This window comes from Caenimonas aquaedulcis (assembly GCF_015831345.1).
Lineage (GTDB): Bacteria > Pseudomonadota > Gammaproteobacteria > Burkholderiales > Burkholderiaceae_C > Ramlibacter > Ramlibacter aquaedulcis.
Genome location: NZ_JADWYS010000001.1, coordinates 4,464,856 through 4,482,546, shown reverse-complemented (window position 1 = coordinate 4,482,546; position 17,691 = coordinate 4,464,856). Strand labels below are relative to the sequence as shown.

Sequence of the window (17,691 nt, the reverse complement as noted above, 5' to 3'; positions counted from 1 at the left end):
CAGGCGATGATCTCCATTCCAAGAATCGCGGGCCGTGCCCTCGTGGCCGTCTCGGCGCTGGCGGCCTCCTGGGCCTGCCACGCCGTCGACGGCACCGTGACGATCAATGGCATCGTCACCAACGAAACCTGCACGATCAACGGCGGCGGTTCCGCGTCGTCGTTCACCGTCACACTGCCGAGGGTGTCCTCGGCGGCGCTGGCCTCGGCGGGCGCCGTGGCGGGCCGCACTTCGTTCTCTCTGGCGCTCACGGGGTGCAGCGGGTTTTCCTCGGGCACCGTGTTCGCCTATTTCGAACCCGGCCCCACGATCAATGCCGCGGGGCGCCTCATCAACGCAGGGACGGCGACCAACCTCGACATCGAACTGCTCAACAGCAGTTTCGGCAGCGTGAACCTGATGCAGAACAGCGGCAGCCAGAACGCGACGACGGCCGGCGTTTCGGCGAGCGCGGCCACCCTGACGCACTACGCGCAATACCGGGCCACCGGCGCTGTCGCACCCGGAACGGTGAGCACGAGCGTCACCTACACCATCGTCTATCCATGATCGCACTGCGCGCCCTCCTGCTCACGCTCACGCTGTTGGCCGTTTCGGCGCACGGCAGTGTCATCATCGTCGGCACCCGGGTGATCTATCCGGGCGGCTCCCGCGACGTCAGCGTCCGCCTGCTCAATCGCGGCGATCGCCCCGCCCTGGTCCAGGCCTGGCTGGACAAAGGCGATTCGAAATCCACGCCTGATTCGATCAGCGTTCCGTTCGCCTTGAACCCGTCGCTGACCCGCATCGACCCCGAACGCGGCCAGGTGCTGCGCCTCACGTACACGGGGGAGCCGCTGCCCCAGGACAAGGAATCCGTCTTCTGGCTCAACGTGCTGGAGGTGCCCCCGAAGGCAACGGGGGAAGAAGCCTCCCACGTGCTGCAGTTCGCGCTGCGCACGCGCATCAAACTCTTCTACCGGCCCAAAGGCCTGAAGGACAAGGCGTCCGACGCGGCGCGCGCACTGCAGTGGCGGCTGGTGCGTTCCGGCGGCACGTGGACAGCGGAGGGGCGAAACGCCTCCCCCTACTTCGTTTCGTTCGCGGGGCTTTCCGTCCGGCCGGATGCGAAGGATGCGGATGCGCTCGCGACCGCGCCCGGCGGAATGATCGAACCCGGAGCGACGCAGACGTTCGAGCTGGCCAACGTCAAGCCCGCTCTTGCCGCGGGAGGGCCACTGCTGCTGCGCTATACGTTCATCGACGACTACGGTGCCTTCGTTGACAACGATACGCCCCTGCCGGAGTCCGCGACCCCAGCACCTGCCGCGGCGCCGCCGCAAGGCAAGTAGTTCCACCGGAGCCGAGCGTGGACTGGCTGCCAAGCCCGGGGAGACGCCTGTGCGTCGCATTCGCGGTGCTCGCAGGCACGTGGACGTCCACGGCCCGCGCAGCCGATCCGCCCGCAGTCGAATTCGATCCCGGCTTTCTCATCGGCCGCAGCGGGCGCGGCGTCGATCTGCGCCGCTTCTCCTCGGGCAACGCGATGCCGGCCGGCACCTACCGCACCGACGTCGTCTTCAACGAGCGCATACTCGGAACCTTCGACATCCGCCTCGAGATCGACGCCAGCGGCCGCCAGAACCTCGTCTGCATGGACGATGCGCTTGTCCGGCGCCTGGGTCTCGACGCTTCGAAGGCATCCGAAGCGATCCAGCGCGTGCTGCTCGGGCCCGCCCGCGAGACGGAATCCGCCGCACCTACCGGATGCCGCCCGATCGGCGACGTCGCGGCCGGCGGCGTGGCCCGCTTCGACACCACCGAACAACGCCTGGAACTCAGCATTCCCCAGATTTACCTCGTGCGCAGCGCGCGGGGTTACGTGCCGCCGGAACGCTGGGACAGCGGCATCACCGCGGGCCTGCTGTCCTATCGCTACAGCGACTTCGATGTCTCTTCCGCATCGTCGTCGACGACACAGCGCTTCCTCGGCCTGCGGGCGGGCTTCAATCTCGGCGACTACCGGCTGCGCCACGACGGCTCCTACACCTCGGGCTTCGATGGCCGCAAGTACCAGGCGATCGCGACCCATGTCCAGCGCGCCGTGCCCGAATGGCTTTCGACGCTGACGCTGGGCGACGGCCACACGGACGGCCAGCTGTTCGACAGCTTCGGTTTCCGGGGCGTCCAGCTCGCCAGCGACGACCAGATGCTGCCCGACTCGCTGCGCGGCTATGCACCCGTCGTGCGCGGCGAGGCCCGGACGAACGCGCGCGTGAGCATCCGGCAAAACGGCGTCGTCCTGTACGAGACGGTCGTGCCCCCCGGCCCCTTCGCCATCGGCGACATGTATGCGGTGGGCGCCGGCAGCGACCTGCAGGTGACGATCACCGAGGCCGACGGCACCCAGCGCGTCACCGCCGTGCCGTACGCGTCGATGCCGCAGCTGCTGCGCGAAAACGCGCATCGCTACGCCATCACGCTGGGTACACCGCGCCAGGGCGGCGGCGCGACCGACGCGCTGCTCTTGCAGGGCACCTACCAGCGCGGGTTGACCAATTGGCTGACGGCGCAGGCAGGCCTGCAGATGACGCCGCGGTTTGCGGCGGTACTGGTGGGCGGGGCGGTCGTGACGCCCGTGGGTGCGATCGCACTGGATGCGACCGTGTCGCGCTTCGACGCGCCGGACATCGGTCCGCAGCAAGGCACGTCGCTGCGCGCGAGCTACTCGAAGTACATTCCCTCCACCCTCACCAACTTCCTGTTCGCCGCCTACCGGCACTCCACGGCGCACTACTACTCGCTGCGCGACGCGCTGCAGCTGCTGCCGGCGGCGGATGGATCCGTCCATTCCGTTCCGGGCCGTTCGCGCGAATACGCATCGCTCACCATCAACCAGGCCATCGGTGCTTCGACCTCGCTCGCGCTGACCTCGATATCGCAAAGCTACTGGGACCGTCCGGGCCACGACCGCACGTTCCGGTTGTCCGTGGGCCGCCGCATCGGCAGGGCGTCCGTCAGCCTTTCCTTGTCCCGGGACCTCACCGTTTCAGGTGCTGCGGGGAGTTCCCGCGCCATGCTGACGCTGGACCTGCCGCTGGACGGGGAATCGGGCTGGACGGCCAACTCCCAGGTCACGCGCGACAGGCAGCAAGGCATGTCGGTGCAGGCGGGCGTCTCGGGCAGCGCCGGCGAGGACCATCGGTACGGCTTCAATTTGAACGAGTCCCGCAATTCCGCCGGCAACTCCACTTCCATCGGGGGCATCTACCGGGGCGCCCTCGTCACGATGAGCGGCAGCGCGAGCCGCACCCCGGGCTCCACGCAGAGGTCGCTCAATGTCGACGGCGGCGCCGTGCTCCATGGAGGCGGCGTCACCTTCTCGAACACGCTGGGGGACGCCGTCGGGCTGGTGCACGCACCCGTCGCGGCCGGCGCATCGGTGGTCGGCTCGCCCTTGTCGACCGTGAACGCCGACGGCTACGCGGTCATCCCCTACCTCAGCCCGTACAACCTGAACACCGTCGAACTCGACATGCAGCACGCATCTCCCGACGCGCAACTGGACACGACGACCGAACTGGCCGTGCCGCGCTCGGGCTCCGTCGTGCTCATCGACTTCAAGGGACGCCGGGGCCGCAGCGTGCTGATCAACGCGCGCGCCGAAGACGGGAGTGCGCTTCCCTTCAGCGCCACCGTGACGGATGAATCGGGCCGTGCCGTGGGCCTGGTCGGCCAGGGCAGCCGCATCGAAGCCAGCGTGGAAGGCGACAGCGGCCGGCTCCTCGTGCGCTGGGGCGATGATCCAGGCGACCAGTGCCTGTTGGTCTACCAGCTGCCGCCGGCCGCGGAAAGCGCGGGGGCGCTATTCACTCGCGCCGAAGGGGTATGCCGGCGCGCGACGTCCGAAATCTATTCGGAATCGCGCGCGAGCCAAGCTGCGCAGTGAGTCTCGCTCCGTTCGAAGTCTTTGCCGCACTCGCATGGGCCGGGTGTCGCACAATGCAAGAGTGCATGCCTCCTGGAGTTTCCATGTTCGACCACGTCAAATTCGGAGCCAGCGACTTCGCCGCGAGCAAGGCATTCTTCCTCCAGGCGCTCGAGCCGCTCGGCGTCGTACTGATCGGGGAAGGCGAGCCCACCTATGGCATCGAGCTTTGCCATCCCAAGGGCACCGTTTCGCTGTGCATCTTCCAGACGGACGAGAAGCCGGCGCATCTGCACATCGCTTTCGTCGCCACCACGCGCGCGCAAGTCGATGCGTTCTACCGCGCTGCGCTGGATGCAGGCGGCAAGGACAACGGCCCGCCGGGCCTGCGCCCCAAGTACCACGCGAACTACTACGCGGCCTTCGTGATCGGCCCGGACGGGCATAACCTCGAGGCGGTGTGCCACGCACCGCAGGCCTGAGCGCTCCCGAATAGTCGCGCGACGGTCACCGCAAGGTCAGCGCCACCGCGTACCGGCCAGCGGCCAGCATCTCTGCGTCGGGCGTGGCGCCCATGCCGTAACCGACCAGGATGTGCGTCCCCGACAGCCAGCGGTAATCCGCGGTGCCGATCGGCAGCGGCAACATGCCCTTCAGGCTGCCGGTGTACACCGCCGGGATCGGCGCGCCGGGTGCATAGGCGGCCCAGCCCGTCGCCGCCGAATAGATGAACAGCCGCCCGTCCGGCAACTGCGCCGCGAGGAAGGCCTTGCCGCTGCTCGTCCAGTGCGCGGGTGAGAACATCACGCCCACATCGACGGAACTCGTGCCCTGCGCGCTCTCCGCGCTCTGCGTACCCGCATACACGGGCGGCACCGTGGCGGGATTGCCCGCGTTGATGCTGATCTTTGCAGGCGCGAGGATCGGCACCGACAACCCGAGGTTGCCGTCGCCCTGCACCCCGATGCCTCCCGTCGGCCCCCAAGTCCACACGCTGCCGTCCGTGGCGATCGCGCCGGCCGACCGGCCCATCGCCACGCTGACGAAGGGCGAGGTCTGCACGACCTGCAGGGGCCCGACCTTCACGCCGGTGTTCGTTCCGGCCGCCGTGCCGTCGCCCTGCTGCCCGCCGCTGCCGCCGCCGCAGGTCCACGCCTGCCCGTTGCCGTCGAGCATGACGTCTTCGCCGTCCGGGCCGGACGACACGGCAACGATGCCGGAGAAGCCGGTGAGCGTGGCCGCGGGAAACACCTGCACGCCGGATTGCTTGGGCTGCCCGCAGCGCGTGACGGATGAATTGGTGTCGCCCCAGGACATCACCGCCCCGGAACCGAGCACCGCGAAGTGCGCGTTGGCGTTGTTCACGCCGTCGGCACCGATGGCAACCGCGCCCGCGACGCCCGGCACGGCGGCGATGGCGGCCGGCTGGTCGATGGAGGCCCACTGGAAGACCTGGCCGGATTCGTTCAAGGCGAGCACCGACGTGTCCGCGGCGCGCACGTCGACGATGCCCGAGAGGCCCGCGACGAGCTGCGGCACGGTGACGGACGCGGGCGTCGCCGAGCCCGTGCCCAGCTCGCCATACGTGTTGCGGCCCCAGGCGTACACCTTCCCGCTCGAGTCGATCGCGTACGCGGAGTTGCCCCAGCCCGCGTCGATGCCGACGATGCCCGACAGGCCCTTCACCTGCACGGGCACATTGCTCGAAGTCCCCGTCGGCCCGGTGCGTCCGTTGGACGAATCGCCCCAGGTCCAGACGGTGCCGTCGGCCTTCAGCGCCATGGAGAACGAGCCGCGCGCGACGACGCTCACGACCCCGGCGAGCGACGCGACCTGGCGCGGCGTGGCGGATGTGCCGCCCTGGCCTGCGAGCCCGAGCTGCCCCCACTGGTCGCGTCCCCAGGACCAGACGCTGCCGTCGGTCCGGGCGAGCAGCATGTGCTCCTCGCCGACAGATAGTTTGGGAAGTGAGGCGATCCCGACGACGGGGTCTGCCTGCGAAGCCGCCGCTGCGCATGCCAGGGCCGCGGCGACCGCGACGGATCGCAAGGGGGTGAGGACGCGTTCCATGGGAGACCTCCTCGTCGCGTGGCGACGCGGGGCAAATTGTCTTCCCTTCGCGGGGGCTCGGCAAGCGTGCGGCGGGCGCCCCGCTAGGGCGCGGGAAGGCGCAGGGCTTCCGCGGCGGCCTTGGCATCCTCGATCGCCCGCAACTCGAGCTTCTTGCTGCCCCACCGGGGCCGCCCCGCGTACTGGGTGAGCGCGGTCACCCGCTTCACCACCTTGCCGTCCTGCCTGATCGTGTAGCTTCCGTGCCTGTCGGCTTCGATTTCGAATGAGGGACCCTGGCCGTCCCGGCTCGCATAGGCAATTTTCATCGGCCGATTGTCGCGCGCGTCACGGTGGCAGGTACGCGCGGATGCGTGTTGTTACCTCGCCGGCACGCCCAGCACCGCCTCGTAGGATGCGCAATCGGCCGCATAGCAGCTGCACGACGACGTCTCCAGCAGCCCGCGGTCGAGCACGCGCACCACGCCGCGTTCGTAGACGATGGCGCCGCGGCGCTGCAGCTCGCCGGCCGCTTCGGTGACGCCGGCCCGGCGCACGCCCAGCATGTACGACAGGTATTCGTGCGTGGATTCGAACTGCTCCGAGCCGGCGCGGTCCTGCGTCATGAGCAGCCAGCGCGCGAGCCGCTGGAAGATGTCGTGGAAGCGCAGGCAGGGCGCCGCGATGGAGAACTGCGCCATCAGGACCGCGACGTAACGCTCGAGGACCGAGCGCAGGGGTTGGCTGGCCCCGAGGCACCTGCCGAAGTCCGCCGCGGTGATCCTGGCCGCCATCCCGCTGCCCTGCACGACCACCTGCCAGGGCGCCGTGGGCACACCCAGCAACAGCTGCGAGCCGACGAAGCCTTCCGAGCCGACCATGCCGATTTCCATCTTGGGCGTGTCCGGCTGCCCGTAGACGAGCGACAGGTAGCCGCTCAGCGGAAAGTACACATGCGGGGTCGGCCCGCCTCCCTCGTACACGACATCGCCCAGCGTCAGGTCGACGGTCTCGCTGCGCGAATGGATCGACTTCCGGTCGTTGGGGGCGAGCAGGCCCAGGAGGCGGTTGGAGGCAGCGGGCAGATAGGGGTCGCAGGCATCGCGGGAATGATGTGGCGGCGCCGGGAGCCGGCGGCCGCGACCGCCATGCTTCCCGGGCCACCGCAGTCAAACCACGGTGCGCGCAATCGGCGATGCCGTCTGTCCGCTGGCGTACGGAGCGCGCAGCGGGCTCAGGTGGCCACCACGCGCGGGGGCAGCAGGCGGTCGTATTCGCGCTTGACCACCGCATAGCATTCGCAGGTGAGCTTCTCCAGCCCGGGCCGGTCCAGCACCTCGATCTCCCCGCGTTTGTAGCGGATGAGCCCGGCGGCCTGCAGCTTGAGCGCCGCCTCCGTCACGCCGCCGCGCCGCACGCCCAGCATGTTGGCGATCAGCTCCTGCGTCATGAGCACCACGTCGCCGTCCAGCGCGTCCAGGGTGAGGAGCAGCCAGCGGCACAGCTGCTGGTCCAGCGCGTGGTGGCGGTTGCACACCGCCGTCTGCGCCATCTGCGTGAGCAGCGCCTGCGTGTAGCGAAGCAGCAGCTGCATCACCCGCACGTCGGAAGTGAACTCCGCATACATCTCGTCGGAGCGCATCCGGAAGCCCCCGCCTGCGCTTTGCACCACGGCGCGGCTGGGCGTGGAGTTGCCGCCCATGAAGAGCGACACGCCCACCACGCCTTCCCTGCCCACGACGGCGATCTCGGCGGAGTCGCCGTTCTCCATGACATACAGGAGCGAGACGATCGCATCCGTCGGGAAGTACACGTGCGACATTTGCTTGCCGGATTCGTACAGCACCTCCCCGAGCGGCATTTCGAACGGTGTGAGCCGGGGGATCCAGCGCGCGAGGATGTCCTCCGGCAGGGCGGCGATCAGGCGGTTCTTGCAGGGGTCGGGGGGAGAGCTCATGGGGTCCCAATGCGATGATGGGCGAGCTTCGCCGGTCCCGCCGCAGTGCGTCTGTACGGTAGCGTACGTGGCGCTTCCCTTTGTGCATTCGACTCATCCTTTGTACGCCAGCGGACGGACAAGGCAGGGACCCTGACGTAGTATCCAACCCGCAAGCCCCCATTTCCCACCGCCATGTCGCTCCCGCAACCGATCCTTGTCGTTCCCATTTCCGCGCAAAGCGTCGCGAGCCTTCGCACGCAGGTGCGCGAGGTCGCCAGGTGCGTCGGCCTCGAAGGCCTGCAGCAGACCCGCTTTTCCACGGCCGTGTCCGAGATCGCGCGCAACGCCGTGCAGTACGCGGGCGGCGGCAAGGCCAGCTTCCTCGTCGCGCCCTCGCCCCATTCGCAGCGCCGCCAATGCGTGATCGCCGAGATCACCGATGCCGGCCCGGGCATCGCGGACACGGACAAGGCATTGCACGGCTTCGCGCTGGAGTCGGGCCGCGAATCCATGGGCATTCCCGGCAGCCGCCGCCTCGTCGACCGCATGACCCTGCTCGCGCGCCCCGAAGGCGGCACGCTCGTGCGGCTGGAGATGGACATGCCGCTGTCGGTGCCCGAGCTGGGCGCCGCGGCGCTCGCGGTGCTGCGCGAGCAGCTGTCCCAGACGAAGGTGCACTCGCCGCTGGACGAAATCCAGCAGCAGAACCGCGAGCTGCTGCGCATCCACCAGCAGCTGCGCGAGAAGCAGACCGCGCTGGAGATGGCCGACCTGCGCAAGAACCAGTTCGTCACGACCCTCGCGCACGAGCTGCGCAACCCGCTCGCCACGCTGGACCTGTCGCTCACCGTGCTGCGTCTCAAGCCCGAGCTGGGCGCGGCCGAACTGCTCAAGCGCTGCGAAGTCATGGCCCGCCAGACGGCCCAGCTGACGCAGCTCGTGAACGACCTCATGGACGTGACGCGCGTGACGCAGGGCAAGGTCGCGCTGCGGCAGGACCGCACCGAGCTCAACGACCTCGTGCGGCACGCGGTGGAGATGACCAGCGCCGCCACCCAGGCCAAGGCCCAGGAGGTGCAGGTGTTCGCCGCGCCCGATCCGGTGTGGGTGGTGGGCGACGCGTCGCGCCTCACCCAGGTGCTGGGCAACCTGCTGCAGAACGCGGCCCGCTACACGCCCGAAGGCGGCTCGATCGCCGTGAAGGTGGCGCAGGTGCAGGCGCAGGCCGTCGTGGACGTCGTCGACAACGGCATCGGCATCGCAGCGGACCTGATGCCCCACGTCTTCGACCTCTTCGTGCAGGGCGACTCCCGGGCGGCGGGCGGCGCGGGCGGGCTGGGCATCGGCCTCACGCTGGTGCGCCACCTGGTGAGCGACCATGGCGGCAGCGTGGAAGTCGCGAGCGAAGGCGTGGACCGGGGCAGCCGATTCACCGTGAAGCTGCCCGTGCTCGACGAGGCCGCGTTCGCGCTCTCGGCCGCCGAGTTCGCGCGGGCCGCGAACGAGAACCTCAGCGGCAACTTCACGCAGCACTGAGCGGGCGCCCATGCGGGGTGTTGCCGCGTGGGAAAATGGGGCATGTCCATGCCGCTCGGCGCCACCGCCCCGCTCACCCACACGGCGTTCTACCGCTTCACGCCGCTGCCCGAACCCGAATCCGTGGCCGATTCCTTGCGTGCGTTGCTCGCGCGGGGCCCCGCGGCAGGCATCACCGGCAGCATCCTCGTGGCGACGGAGGGCATCAACGGCATGCTCGCGGGCACGCCCGCCGCGGTGAGGTACGTGGAAGAGGCGCTGCAACACGACGCCGTGTTCGGCGGCGCCTTCACGGGCATGCCCTTCAAGCGCAGCGCCTGCGCGACGCGACCCTTCGCGAAGCTGAAGGTGCACGTGAAGAAGGAGATCGTGCCGCTCGGCGTGGAGGGCGTGGATGCGCGCCAGACGGGCATCAACGTGAGCCCGCGCGATTGGGCGAAACTCATCCACGAACCCGACGTCGTGCTGCTGGACAACCGCAACAGCTTCGAATACCGCCTCGGCCATTTCGAAGGCGCGATCGATCCGCAGGTGACGAACTTCCGCGACTTTCCCGCCTACGTGCGCGCCCACGTCGACGAATGGAAGGCGCAGGGCAAGCGGATCGCGATGTACTGCACCGGCGGCATCCGCTGCGAGAAAACCAGCGCGTGGATGCGGGACATGGACGTGCCCGTCTACCAGCTCGAAGGCGGCATCCTCAACTACTTCCAGGAAATGCCGGACGCGCAGCGCGAGTGGAAGGGCGAGTGCTTCGTCTTCGACAACCGCGTCGCGCTCGACACGCACCTGCGGGAAACGGCGACGACGCTGGACGACGTCTACCACCCCGAAGGCGACGACGCATGGCGCCTGCAGCGCGCGCGCCGGCTGGACGAGTCGGGGCAGGACTAGCCATGCTCGCGCCCCGCGACGGCGTCGGCGCGAGCCAGGTGTCGCTGCCCGCGGGCCCATGGACCAGCATGCTGGACTTCCTGGTGGAGCGCTTCCCGGGCGTGAGCGCGGACGACTGGGTCGCGCGCATGCGAAGCGGCGACGTCGTCGATGCCGCCGGCCGTGCCGTCGCACCTCGGCAGGCCTACGTGCCGCACGGCAAGCTGTACTACTACCGCACCGTGCCCCACGAGGCGCCCAATGCCGCGCAGGCCGACATCCTGTTCGAGGACGAACTGCTCGTCGTCGCGGACAAGCCGCATTTCCTGCCCGTCACGCCCTCGGGGCCGTACCTGCAGGAAACCCTGCTGGTCCGCCTGCGCCGCGCACTCGCCGCCCCGGCGCTGACCCCGATCCACCGTATCGACCGAGAGACGGCCGGCGTGGTGCTGTTTGCGAAGCATCCGTCGATCTGCGCGGGCTACCAGGCGCTCTTTGCGGCGCGCAAGGTGGCCAAGGTGTACGAGGCGATCGCGCCCGCCACGACGCGATACGCGTTCCCGCTGACGCGCAGCAACACGCTGGTCGAGGGCGATCACTTCATGACGATGCGCGAGGCCGATCCCGCCGAAGGGCTCGAACCCAATGCGCACACCGGGATCGAGTGCGTGGAAGCGCGCGGCGCGTGGGCCCGCTACCGGTTGCGCCCCGCGAGCGGCAAGCGCCACCAGCTGCGCGTGCACATGGCCGCGCTCGGCCTGCCGATCCTCGGGGACCGCATCTATCCGAACTTGTTGCCCGTGGGCACGGACGACACGTCCAACCCCTTGCGCCTGCTCGCGCAGAGCATCGCGTTTCGTGACCCGGTCACCGGCGGGGAACGGTTTCTTTGCAGCGCGCGGCAGTTGCGGTTTCCGGGGGAGGCATAGCCGGCGTTCGTGTATTCGCGGTATCTCCTCAGATTGGAGGATGCGTCAAAGAACGGCAGACATGAGAATTCCGCCCCACGGAGGAACCCATCATGCTGATCACTGCAAAAGCACCCGTTCAACTTTCGCTTGCCAGGAGCGGTGGAACCATCATCACCGCCCGCCTGGATTTCTGGGAGGCCACCCCGAACGGCTGGAAGGCGGCGGGCAGCAACCTGCTGCAACAGGTCACCCAGGCGCTGGAAAAGCAGCAAGCCAGCCTGCAGCCCGGCCAATACACGTGCGTCCTCACCTGCCGGGTCGAAGAGTCCGTCAACGGCGTCTTCGACTTCGATATCCAGGTGGCCAACAAGTCGGTCGGCGCAGCGCACGGCGATGTCAACACGACATCGGACGCGCACGACTCGCAGGCGTACAAGAACCAGTTCATCCTGCAAGTCCAGTGAGGCCCGCCATGCGAACCATCCCTACGGTATTCGCCGCCGCGGCCGCATTCTGGATCGCGCCCGCCGGCGCGGCCGACGGCACGACACAGCTGTTCGACAGCAAGAAGGGCGACAGCGAACTGTCGAAGTTCTCGATCGACGCCGCGCCGGGCGCAGTGTCCGCCATGGACATGCTTGGCGTGTCGGCCGACCAGACGCTCGTGGTCCAGCATCCGCGCGATTTCACGCTCGCACTCAAGCCCCTGGGCAACAAGCAAGCATTCGGCCTCTCGTTGACGCCGGCACGCACATCCTTGCTGCCCCTCAACGTCAGCACCTACAACAACCATGCCATCGCCCGGGCGTGGGGGGGAACCGCGTTCAGCTATGCGCAGGGAAGCGCCGAGGTCAAGGGCGTGGCGCACCACCGGCGCGCGGTGGCCATCGAGACCAGCTTCTACTTTCTTCCCCACAAGGACGATCCCCTGGTGATGTATTGGGACGCGCTCGAGGCAGCCGGCCGGGCGCCCGCCGACAACGATCCCTGCGTCCTGATTCCGCCGTCCAAGCCGACCGACACGCCGCAGACCGGGATGACCCAGGTGACCGATGCCGAGAAGAAAGTAATGGACGACCGTGCGCAGCAGTGCCGAGAGAAGGTCACGAAGTCCGCGCGCTGGAACGCGTCGCGCGCGTGGGGCTCGGTCGTCGCCGGCGAATACAGCTCGCCCGGCACCGGATACAGGAGTCTGGGCCGCGCGCTTGTCATCGGCGCGACCTGGGGCTTCGGTGACGCGGACGCGAAGACCGCAGGCGCGCTCACGGGCGCCTTCAAGCGGACATGGGATGCACCCACCGAAGAGACCATGGCCAATGCCCTTCCCGACCGCCAATCGAGCAACCTGGTGATCGGCACGCTGGCCATCGGCTCCGAACGCCTGCGGGCGATCGCGCAACTCAGCAATGCCAGAACGCGCGCTCCCACCGCCGCGGACTGGACTTACAAACAGGCGCTGGGCCTCGACATGAAGATCGCGGAAGGAACCTGGTTGAGCCTGCGTGCCGGGAAGCAACGGCGCGTCGACAATTCCGGGGACGAATATGGCTCCTCGATCAACCTGAGCATCAGCCCGAAATCACTCCTGAGTTTCTAGCCCGTCCCGCCCCCCTGCGCATTGGCGACGACAATGGCGCATGAAGACACCGCCGCGCCTGCAATCCCTCGTCGACGAGGGCCTCATCGACACCGTCGTGCGCCAGCTCATGAGCGGCAAGGAAGCGCTGGCCTACGTGGTGCGCTGCGGCGACGAGACACGCTGCGCCAAGGTCTACAAGGAAGCGACCAACCGCAGCTTCCGCCAGGCCGTGGACTACACCGAGAACCGCAAGGTCAAGAACACGCGGCAGGCCCGCGCGATGGCCAAGGGCACGAAGTTCGGGCGGCAGGCCCAGGAGGCCGCCTGGCAGAGCGCGGAAGTCAATGCCCTGTATCGCCTGGCGGCCGCGGGCGTGCGCGTGCCCACGCCCTACAACTTCCACGACGGCGTGCTGCTGATGGAACTCGTGACCGACGCACAGGGCGACGCCGCGCCGCGCATCAACGACGTCGAGCTCACGGCCGACGAAGCGCGTACGCACCACGCCTTCCTGCTGCGCGAGGTCGTGCGCATGCTCTGCGCCGGCGTGATCCACGGCGACCTCTCCGAATTCAACGTGCTGCTCGGCGCCGACGGGCCGGTGATCATCGACCTGCCGCAGGCGGTGGACGCGGCGGGCAACAACCACGCGCAACGCATGCTGCTGCGCGACGTGGGCAACCTGCGCAACTTCTTCGGCCGCTTCGCGCCCGAGCTGCTGCGCACGAACTTCGGCGCGGAAATCTGGGACCTGTTCCAGCGCGGGTTGCTGTCCACGGAGACGGTGCTGACGGGCGCCTTCACCCGCGAAGAACGCGCGGTGGACCTGGGCGGGGTGCTGCGCGAAGTGGACGACGCCCGCGCGGAAGACGCCGCGCGGCGCCTGCGCATGCAACCCGCGCCGCGCTAGCGCGACTTCCCGCCCACCCCCGCAAACCCGCATGTAGGACGCGCCGCACAGCGCTTTGCTCCACCCTCCCATGACGAGCTGCCGCGGGCGTGGGCCAATGGAGGATTGCCCCTCGAAGGAGAACCCCATGGCATCGACCGAACAGGAACTCATCAAGCTGGAAGAGCGCTTCTGGCAATCGCTCGTCGCACAGGACGCCGACACGGCCACGCAACTGCTCGCGGAACCCGCGCTGATGGTCAGCGCGCATGGCGCGATGAAGTTCGATCACGCCGCCTACCGAAAGATGGCGACGCAGGGCACCCAGGTCGTCACGGCCTACGAGTTCTCGGACATGGAAGTCGTGCTCGCCGGGCCGGACACCGCGATCCTCACCTATGGCGTCAAGCAGACCATGTCGCCGCGCGGCAAGAACCAGAAGAACGTGCAGGAGATGCACGACTCGTCGACGTGGGTGCGCAAGGACGGCCGCTGGCAATGCGTCATGCACACGGAAACGCCGGTGCAAAAGCAGGCCGCGACGGCCTGAACGGCCTGAGTCGTCTCACGCTCCCTTGAGATACCAGGCGCGGCTCTCGAAGGGCCGGCCCATCTCGAACTTCTCGCCCGGCCTGGGCGTGACGATCTGCACGCCCTGCGCCTTCGCGGCCGCGACGGCGCGAACGATCGGCTCCTCCCACGCGTGATACGCGAGGTTGAACGTCGCCCAGTGCACGGGCAGCATCGTCTGCGCGCCCAGGTCCTTCGATGCGAGCACGGCCGATTCCGGCGTCATGTGGATGTTCTCCCAGGCGCCGTACGCCCCGATCTTGAGCAACGCGAGTTGCGGCGAACCCAGCCGCTCGCGGATCTGCTCGAAGTGCGCCGTGTAGCCGGTATCCCCGCTGAAGTACGCCGAGTGCTCCGGACCCTTCACCATCCACGAGGACCACAGCGTGGAGTTGTCCATGCTCTTGCGCCCCGAATAGTGGCGTGCCGGCGCGCAATGGATCGTGACGCCGCGCACCTCCGCCTTGTCCCACCAGTCCATGTCGTGGATCTGCGCGGCGGGGACGCCCCACTTCGCGAGGTGCGCGCCGATGCCCAGGCCCACGTAGAAGTGCGTGCCGCCGGCGGCCAGCGCTCGGATCGTGTCCATGTCGAGATGGTCAAAGTGATCGTGCGAGATCACCACGGCGTCGACGTTCTTCAGCTCGCTTAACGCGAGCGGTGGCGGATGCAGCCGCGCGGGTCCGACGAACTGGAACGGCGACACGCGCTTGGAGAGCACCGGGTCGGTCATGATCCGCACGCCGTCGATCTCCAGCAGCACGCTCGCGTGACCGAGCCACCACGCGCGCAGGCCGGGCGCGACGGGGCGCGCGAGTTCCGCAGCGGTCATGCGCTGCACCGGAACTTCGAATTGCGGCTCGCGGACCTCGTCGCCCAGGTAGGACTTGAGTTCGCCCGACAAGGTGAGTTGGCTCACGTAGGGCGGCGTGTTTTCGAAGCGGCCGGCGTGGAATTGTTTGGAGGCGTGAATGCGTTCGAGCAGGCGGGCGTCAGGTGCGCCTCCAAAGACGGGGAGCTGGAAGGTGGCCCAGGCAAGAGCGGCGAGCAACGCTGCGGTTAGGAGCAAGATGAAAATTGCTCGTTTCAAGAGGCTCATCCGAAACTCCTTGTTCGATGCCCATCCTACTGCGAGACTCTCGCAATTTCCTTGAAAAAGAATTGCGTGGCGTTCCAGCGACCACGCTCCAGATAGTTGGACTCGGGACCGTCGCACATTCTGACCTGCTCCCACCAATATCCATATCCAGCAGAAATGATCGACTGCGCTGCCGAAAGTCCCACATACTCCGCCACCAGTTCCTTGTCTGCCTCTTTCACTAGACTGATGCGGCCACGTGCTACCCAATGCTGCCGATCTTCCAAGGTGGACACATCGCGAATGTCGAGCCTATGGGTTGATTGCAACCTGCCCGCCGGAAAGGTCACCGTCGATTCGGGCCGCAGGTAGATCCCACCGTGGTAAGGCTCCATGAGATTTGCGAATTCGAGTGGTGGCGTGTTTTCTTTCCACCACCGAAAGGAAGCCTTCCTCATACGAAGTTTTTTATACGGGTCCCAAAATTCCACGAACCCTGCCCCCCCGGCCAGCACGCCGTCTGGGTATGCCGAACGAGTCCAATAGAGGGGGCTTCGAAACTGGGGCCCATCGCTTAAATGCGGATAGGTCACTCCATATCGCTCGATCTGGCGCTGCGACTTCCTCGTTGACGCGGGAGGGGCGGGAATATTCGCGATCTCAGGTGAAGCATCGCCGCTGCTGCTCACATAGATCCCCACTCCTGACGGCAGCGCAATGGGCGTGGTCATCTTGCGCTGAACAGGACAATTCTTCACCAAGTATCGCGCCGCCTGATCACGCACATCTCTCTCCGTTTGAGCCAGTTCCTCGAGGCCGTCGTTGTAGAGCTTGCTCGTGACTCCCAGATATACGATTGGGGAGCACGCGATCAACAAAGTAAATACCAAGCGCTTTCTGCCCTCCTGTACGAAGCGACCTATGACAAGCCAAACCACAATTGCCCATACAACGAATACCAGCACCCCCAGAGCAATGGCTAATTGGGCGAGATCCTTGGCCCCGCCCCACGACCCCGCGCCTTGAGCGCCGGCGCACTGGGGTACAAAGTACATCAGCAGCAAACTGGAACGAACCCAAAAGCCGAACGATCGCATGCACCCATACCTCCTTTGATGACGATAGTATGACGACATCAACGTATGCAGGAAACACAACCATGTGCCGGAACATCAAGACCCTGTTCAATTTCGAACCACCTGCGACGGAGCTGGAGATCCGCGATGCATCCCTGCAATTCGTACGCAAGCTCAGTGGCCTCAACGTGCCGTCGAAAGCGAATAAGGCGGCCTTCGAGCGCGCGGTGGAAGAAGTTGCCGCGTCGGCGCGCAAGATGATTCAGTCGCTGGTTACCAACGCCGAGCCACGCACGCGCGAGGTGGAGGCTGCCAAGGCGCGCGAGCGGAGTGCCGCTCGATTCGGCGTGACACGAGCAAGTTCCCCCTAGTAAAAACGGCCCGGTCCAGCGATTCATGCGGAGGCGGGAATGTCCGCGCGGCCTACCGCCAATGCGAAAGCGCCCTTGTCCGACAGGAGGCCCCAGCGGGCTTTTGCACACTCGATCCACCATGAGACTGAACGTATCGACCGACCTCACGCTGCAATGCCCGCAGCCATGCCCCACCGTCGCCGTGCTGCGCCCGCGCAGCGGCCAGGCGCAATGGGTGATCTCGGACCGCTACGAGATCTCGCCCTGGCAGCCCGCCACCGAATACGAGGACGCCTTCGGCAACCTGTGCCAGCGCTTCACGGTGCCGGCAGGGCAAACACGGATTTCCGTGTGTTCGGAAGTCGAGACGGAGGACACCCTCGCGGTGGACATGGATGCGCCCCGCACGCCCGTGGACCAGGTGCCCGATGCCGCGCTGGTCTACCTGCTGCAAAGCCGCTACTGCCCGTCCGACAAGATGGAGGAGCACGCGAGGCGCGCCGTCGGCAACGCGGCCAGCGGCTACGCCGAGGTCGAGGCGATACGGCGCTGGATCCACGAGAACCACGAATACCGCTACGGCGTCTCCGGCGAATCCACCGATGCGCTGGAGACGATGGCCGCCCGCGCGGGCGTCTGCCGCGACTTCGCGCACATCGGCGTGGCGCTGTGCCGAAGCCTGCACATCCCCGCGCGGGTGGTGGTGGGCTACCTGCACGAGCTGGACCCGATGGACCTGCACGCATGGTTCGAAGCCTACGTGGGCGGGCGCTGGTACACCTTCGACGCCACGCAGGAGCAGCCCCGCGGCGGCCGCGTGGTGCTGGCCTACGGCCGCGACATCGCGGACGTCGCATTCCTCTCGAACTACGGCGAGATGAAGATCGACGCGATGACGGTGAAGGTGGATCGTGCGTAACATGCACGATCC

The 17,691-nt window shown here is 67.5% G+C and carries 19 protein-coding genes; 13 read left to right on the top strand and 6 right to left on the bottom strand.

Annotated features, from left to right (window positions below; all coding sequences use genetic code 11):
• Positions 1 to 6 precede the first annotated feature (6 nt).
• From I5803_RS21725 to I5803_RS21710, 4 genes are all read left to right on the top strand, one after another.
• The gene (locus I5803_RS21725; protein WP_196988392.1) at positions 7 to 549 is read left to right on the top strand and encodes a fimbrial protein; all 543 of its coding nucleotides are present in this window, start codon (positions 7 to 9) and stop codon (positions 547 to 549) included.
• On the top strand, positions 546 to 1,331 hold the full coding sequence (locus I5803_RS21720) for a fimbria/pilus periplasmic chaperone (RefSeq protein ID WP_196988391.1): 786 nt from the start codon (positions 546 to 548) through the stop codon (positions 1,329 to 1,331). The genes I5803_RS21725 and I5803_RS21720 overlap by 4 nt, the downstream gene beginning before the upstream one ends.
• Before the next feature lie 17 nt (positions 1,332 to 1,348).
• Complete coding sequence (locus I5803_RS21715) at positions 1,349 to 3,928, top strand: fimbria/pilus outer membrane usher protein (protein WP_196988390.1); 2,580 nt, start codon at positions 1,349 to 1,351, stop codon at positions 3,926 to 3,928.
• A gap of 83 nt (positions 3,929 to 4,011) precedes the next feature.
• Positions 4,012 to 4,389 (top strand): VOC family protein, encoded by a 378-nt coding sequence (locus tag I5803_RS21710; protein WP_196988389.1) that lies wholly within the window; start codon positions 4,012 to 4,014, stop codon positions 4,387 to 4,389.
• Positions 4,390 to 4,414: 25 nt separating this feature from the next.
• On the opposite strand, the gene I5803_RS21705 is transcribed toward I5803_RS21710, so the two are convergent.
• From I5803_RS21705 to I5803_RS21690, 4 genes are all read right to left on the bottom strand, one after another.
• Positions 4,415 to 5,977, bottom strand: coding sequence for an RCC1 domain-containing protein (locus tag I5803_RS21705; RefSeq protein WP_196988388.1), 1,563 nt, complete (start codon positions 5,975 to 5,977; stop codon positions 4,415 to 4,417).
• Between the two features lie 83 nt (positions 5,978 to 6,060).
• Complete coding sequence (locus tag I5803_RS21700; protein WP_196988387.1) at positions 6,061 to 6,285, bottom strand: hypothetical protein; 225 nt, start codon at positions 6,283 to 6,285, stop codon at positions 6,061 to 6,063.
• Between the two features lie 51 nt (positions 6,286 to 6,336).
• The gene (locus I5803_RS22470; protein ID WP_196988386.1) at positions 6,337 to 6,909 is read right to left on the bottom strand and encodes a Crp/Fnr family transcriptional regulator; all 573 of its coding nucleotides are present in this window, start codon (positions 6,907 to 6,909) and stop codon (positions 6,337 to 6,339) included.
• Between the two features lie 281 nt (positions 6,910 to 7,190).
• Positions 7,191 to 7,913, bottom strand: a complete 723-nt coding sequence (locus I5803_RS21690) for a Crp/Fnr family transcriptional regulator (protein WP_196988385.1) — start codon at positions 7,911 to 7,913, stop codon at positions 7,191 to 7,193.
• A 174-nt stretch (positions 7,914 to 8,087) separates the two neighbouring features.
• Between I5803_RS21690 and I5803_RS21685 the strand changes: the two genes are divergently transcribed.
• The 7 genes from I5803_RS21685 to I5803_RS21655 all read left to right on the top strand — a co-directional run bounded on the left by I5803_RS21685 (position 8,088) and on the right by I5803_RS21655 (position 14,233).
• Positions 8,088 to 9,431 carry a sensor histidine kinase gene (locus tag I5803_RS21685; protein ID WP_196988384.1) on the top strand — a complete coding sequence of 448 codons (1,344 nt, stop codon included), beginning with the start codon at positions 8,088 to 8,090 and terminating at the stop codon, positions 9,429 to 9,431.
• Between the two features lie 42 nt (positions 9,432 to 9,473).
• Complete coding sequence (gene trhO, locus I5803_RS21680; protein ID WP_196988383.1) at positions 9,474 to 10,325, top strand: oxygen-dependent tRNA uridine(34) hydroxylase TrhO; 852 nt, start codon at positions 9,474 to 9,476, stop codon at positions 10,323 to 10,325.
• Positions 10,326 to 10,327: 2 nt separating this feature from the next.
• Positions 10,328 to 11,233, top strand: coding sequence for a pseudouridine synthase (locus I5803_RS21675; protein ID WP_196988382.1), 906 nt, complete (start codon positions 10,328 to 10,330; stop codon positions 11,231 to 11,233).
• Positions 11,234 to 11,325: 92 nt separating this feature from the next.
• Entirely contained in the window at positions 11,326 to 11,679 is a 354-nt protein-coding gene (locus I5803_RS21670; protein ID WP_196988381.1) for a hypothetical protein, read from the top strand.
• Positions 11,676 to 12,812 carry a hypothetical protein gene (locus tag I5803_RS21665; protein ID WP_196988380.1) on the top strand — a complete coding sequence of 379 codons (1,137 nt, stop codon included), beginning with the start codon at positions 11,676 to 11,678 and terminating at the stop codon, positions 12,810 to 12,812. Before I5803_RS21670 ends, I5803_RS21665 begins: the two co-directional genes overlap by 4 nt.
• A gap of 40 nt (positions 12,813 to 12,852) precedes the next feature.
• Positions 12,853 to 13,704 carry a PA4780 family RIO1-like protein kinase gene (locus I5803_RS21660; RefSeq protein ID WP_196988379.1) on the top strand — a complete coding sequence of 284 codons (852 nt, stop codon included), beginning with the start codon at positions 12,853 to 12,855 and terminating at the stop codon, positions 13,702 to 13,704.
• A 127-nt stretch (positions 13,705 to 13,831) separates the two neighbouring features.
• Positions 13,832 to 14,233: a nuclear transport factor 2 family protein gene (locus I5803_RS21655; protein WP_196988378.1), complete on the top strand. Its 402-nt coding sequence runs from the start codon at positions 13,832 to 13,834 to the stop codon at positions 14,231 to 14,233.
• 15 nt (positions 14,234 to 14,248) lie between these two features.
• Here I5803_RS21655 and I5803_RS21650 read toward each other — a convergent pair whose 3' ends face one another.
• Both I5803_RS21650 and I5803_RS21645 read right to left on the bottom strand, forming a co-directional pair.
• On the bottom strand, positions 14,249 to 15,322 hold the full coding sequence (locus I5803_RS21650; RefSeq protein ID WP_196988377.1) for an MBL fold metallo-hydrolase: 1,074 nt from the start codon (positions 15,320 to 15,322) through the stop codon (positions 14,249 to 14,251).
• A gap of 56 nt (positions 15,323 to 15,378) precedes the next feature.
• The gene (locus I5803_RS21645; protein WP_196988376.1) at positions 15,379 to 16,428 is read right to left on the bottom strand and encodes a hypothetical protein; all 1,050 of its coding nucleotides are present in this window, start codon (positions 16,426 to 16,428) and stop codon (positions 15,379 to 15,381) included.
• Positions 16,429 to 16,490: 62 nt separating this feature from the next.
• Here I5803_RS21645 and I5803_RS21640 point away from each other — a divergent pair, with 62 nt between their 5' ends.
• Together I5803_RS21640 and I5803_RS21635 are read left to right on the top strand one after the other, a co-directional pair.
• Positions 16,491 to 16,778, top strand: coding sequence for a DUF2277 domain-containing protein (locus I5803_RS21640; RefSeq protein WP_196988375.1), 288 nt, complete (start codon positions 16,491 to 16,493; stop codon positions 16,776 to 16,778).
• Positions 16,779 to 16,899: 121 nt separating this feature from the next.
• The gene (locus I5803_RS21635; protein WP_196988374.1) at positions 16,900 to 17,679 is read left to right on the top strand and encodes a transglutaminase family protein; all 780 of its coding nucleotides are present in this window, start codon (positions 16,900 to 16,902) and stop codon (positions 17,677 to 17,679) included.
• Positions 17,680 to 17,691: the final 12 nt, after the last annotated feature.

Bases quoted from the DNA above. Each gene is read 5' to 3' on its own strand.
- I5803_RS21640 (WP_196988375.1), top strand. From the start codon at position 16,491: ATGTGCCGGAACATCAAGACCCTGTTCAATTTCGAACCACCTGCGACG.
- I5803_RS21685 (WP_196988384.1), top strand. From the start codon at position 8,088: ATGTCGCTCCCGCAACCGATCCTTGTCGTTCCCATTTCCGCGCAAAGC.
- I5803_RS21675 (WP_196988382.1), top strand. From the start codon at position 10,328: ATGCTCGCGCCCCGCGACGGCGTCGGCGCGAGCCAGGTGTCGCTGCCC.
- I5803_RS21720 (WP_196988391.1), top strand. From the start codon at position 546: ATGATCGCACTGCGCGCCCTCCTGCTCACGCTCACGCTGTTGGCCGTT.
- I5803_RS21690 (WP_196988385.1), bottom strand. From the start codon at position 7,913: ATGAGCTCTCCCCCCGACCCCTGCAAGAACCGCCTGATCGCCGCCCTG.
- I5803_RS21710 (WP_196988389.1), top strand. From the start codon at position 4,012: ATGTTCGACCACGTCAAATTCGGAGCCAGCGACTTCGCCGCGAGCAAG.
- I5803_RS21670 (WP_196988381.1), top strand. From the start codon at position 11,326: ATGCTGATCACTGCAAAAGCACCCGTTCAACTTTCGCTTGCCAGGAGC.
- I5803_RS21725 (WP_196988392.1), top strand. From the start codon at position 7: ATGATCTCCATTCCAAGAATCGCGGGCCGTGCCCTCGTGGCCGTCTCG.
- I5803_RS21655 (WP_196988378.1), top strand. From the start codon at position 13,832: ATGGCATCGACCGAACAGGAACTCATCAAGCTGGAAGAGCGCTTCTGG.
- I5803_RS21645 (WP_196988376.1), bottom strand. From the start codon at position 16,428: ATGCGATCGTTCGGCTTTTGGGTTCGTTCCAGTTTGCTGCTGATGTAC.
- I5803_RS21660 (WP_196988379.1), top strand. From the start codon at position 12,853: ATGAAGACACCGCCGCGCCTGCAATCCCTCGTCGACGAGGGCCTCATC.
- trhO (WP_196988383.1), top strand. From the start codon at position 9,474: ATGTCCATGCCGCTCGGCGCCACCGCCCCGCTCACCCACACGGCGTTC.
- I5803_RS21700 (WP_196988387.1), bottom strand. From the start codon at position 6,285: ATGAAAATTGCCTATGCGAGCCGGGACGGCCAGGGTCCCTCATTCGAA.
- I5803_RS21635 (WP_196988374.1), top strand. From the start codon at position 16,900: ATGAGACTGAACGTATCGACCGACCTCACGCTGCAATGCCCGCAGCCA.
- I5803_RS21705 (WP_196988388.1), bottom strand. From the start codon at position 5,977: ATGGAACGCGTCCTCACCCCCTTGCGATCCGTCGCGGTCGCCGCGGCC.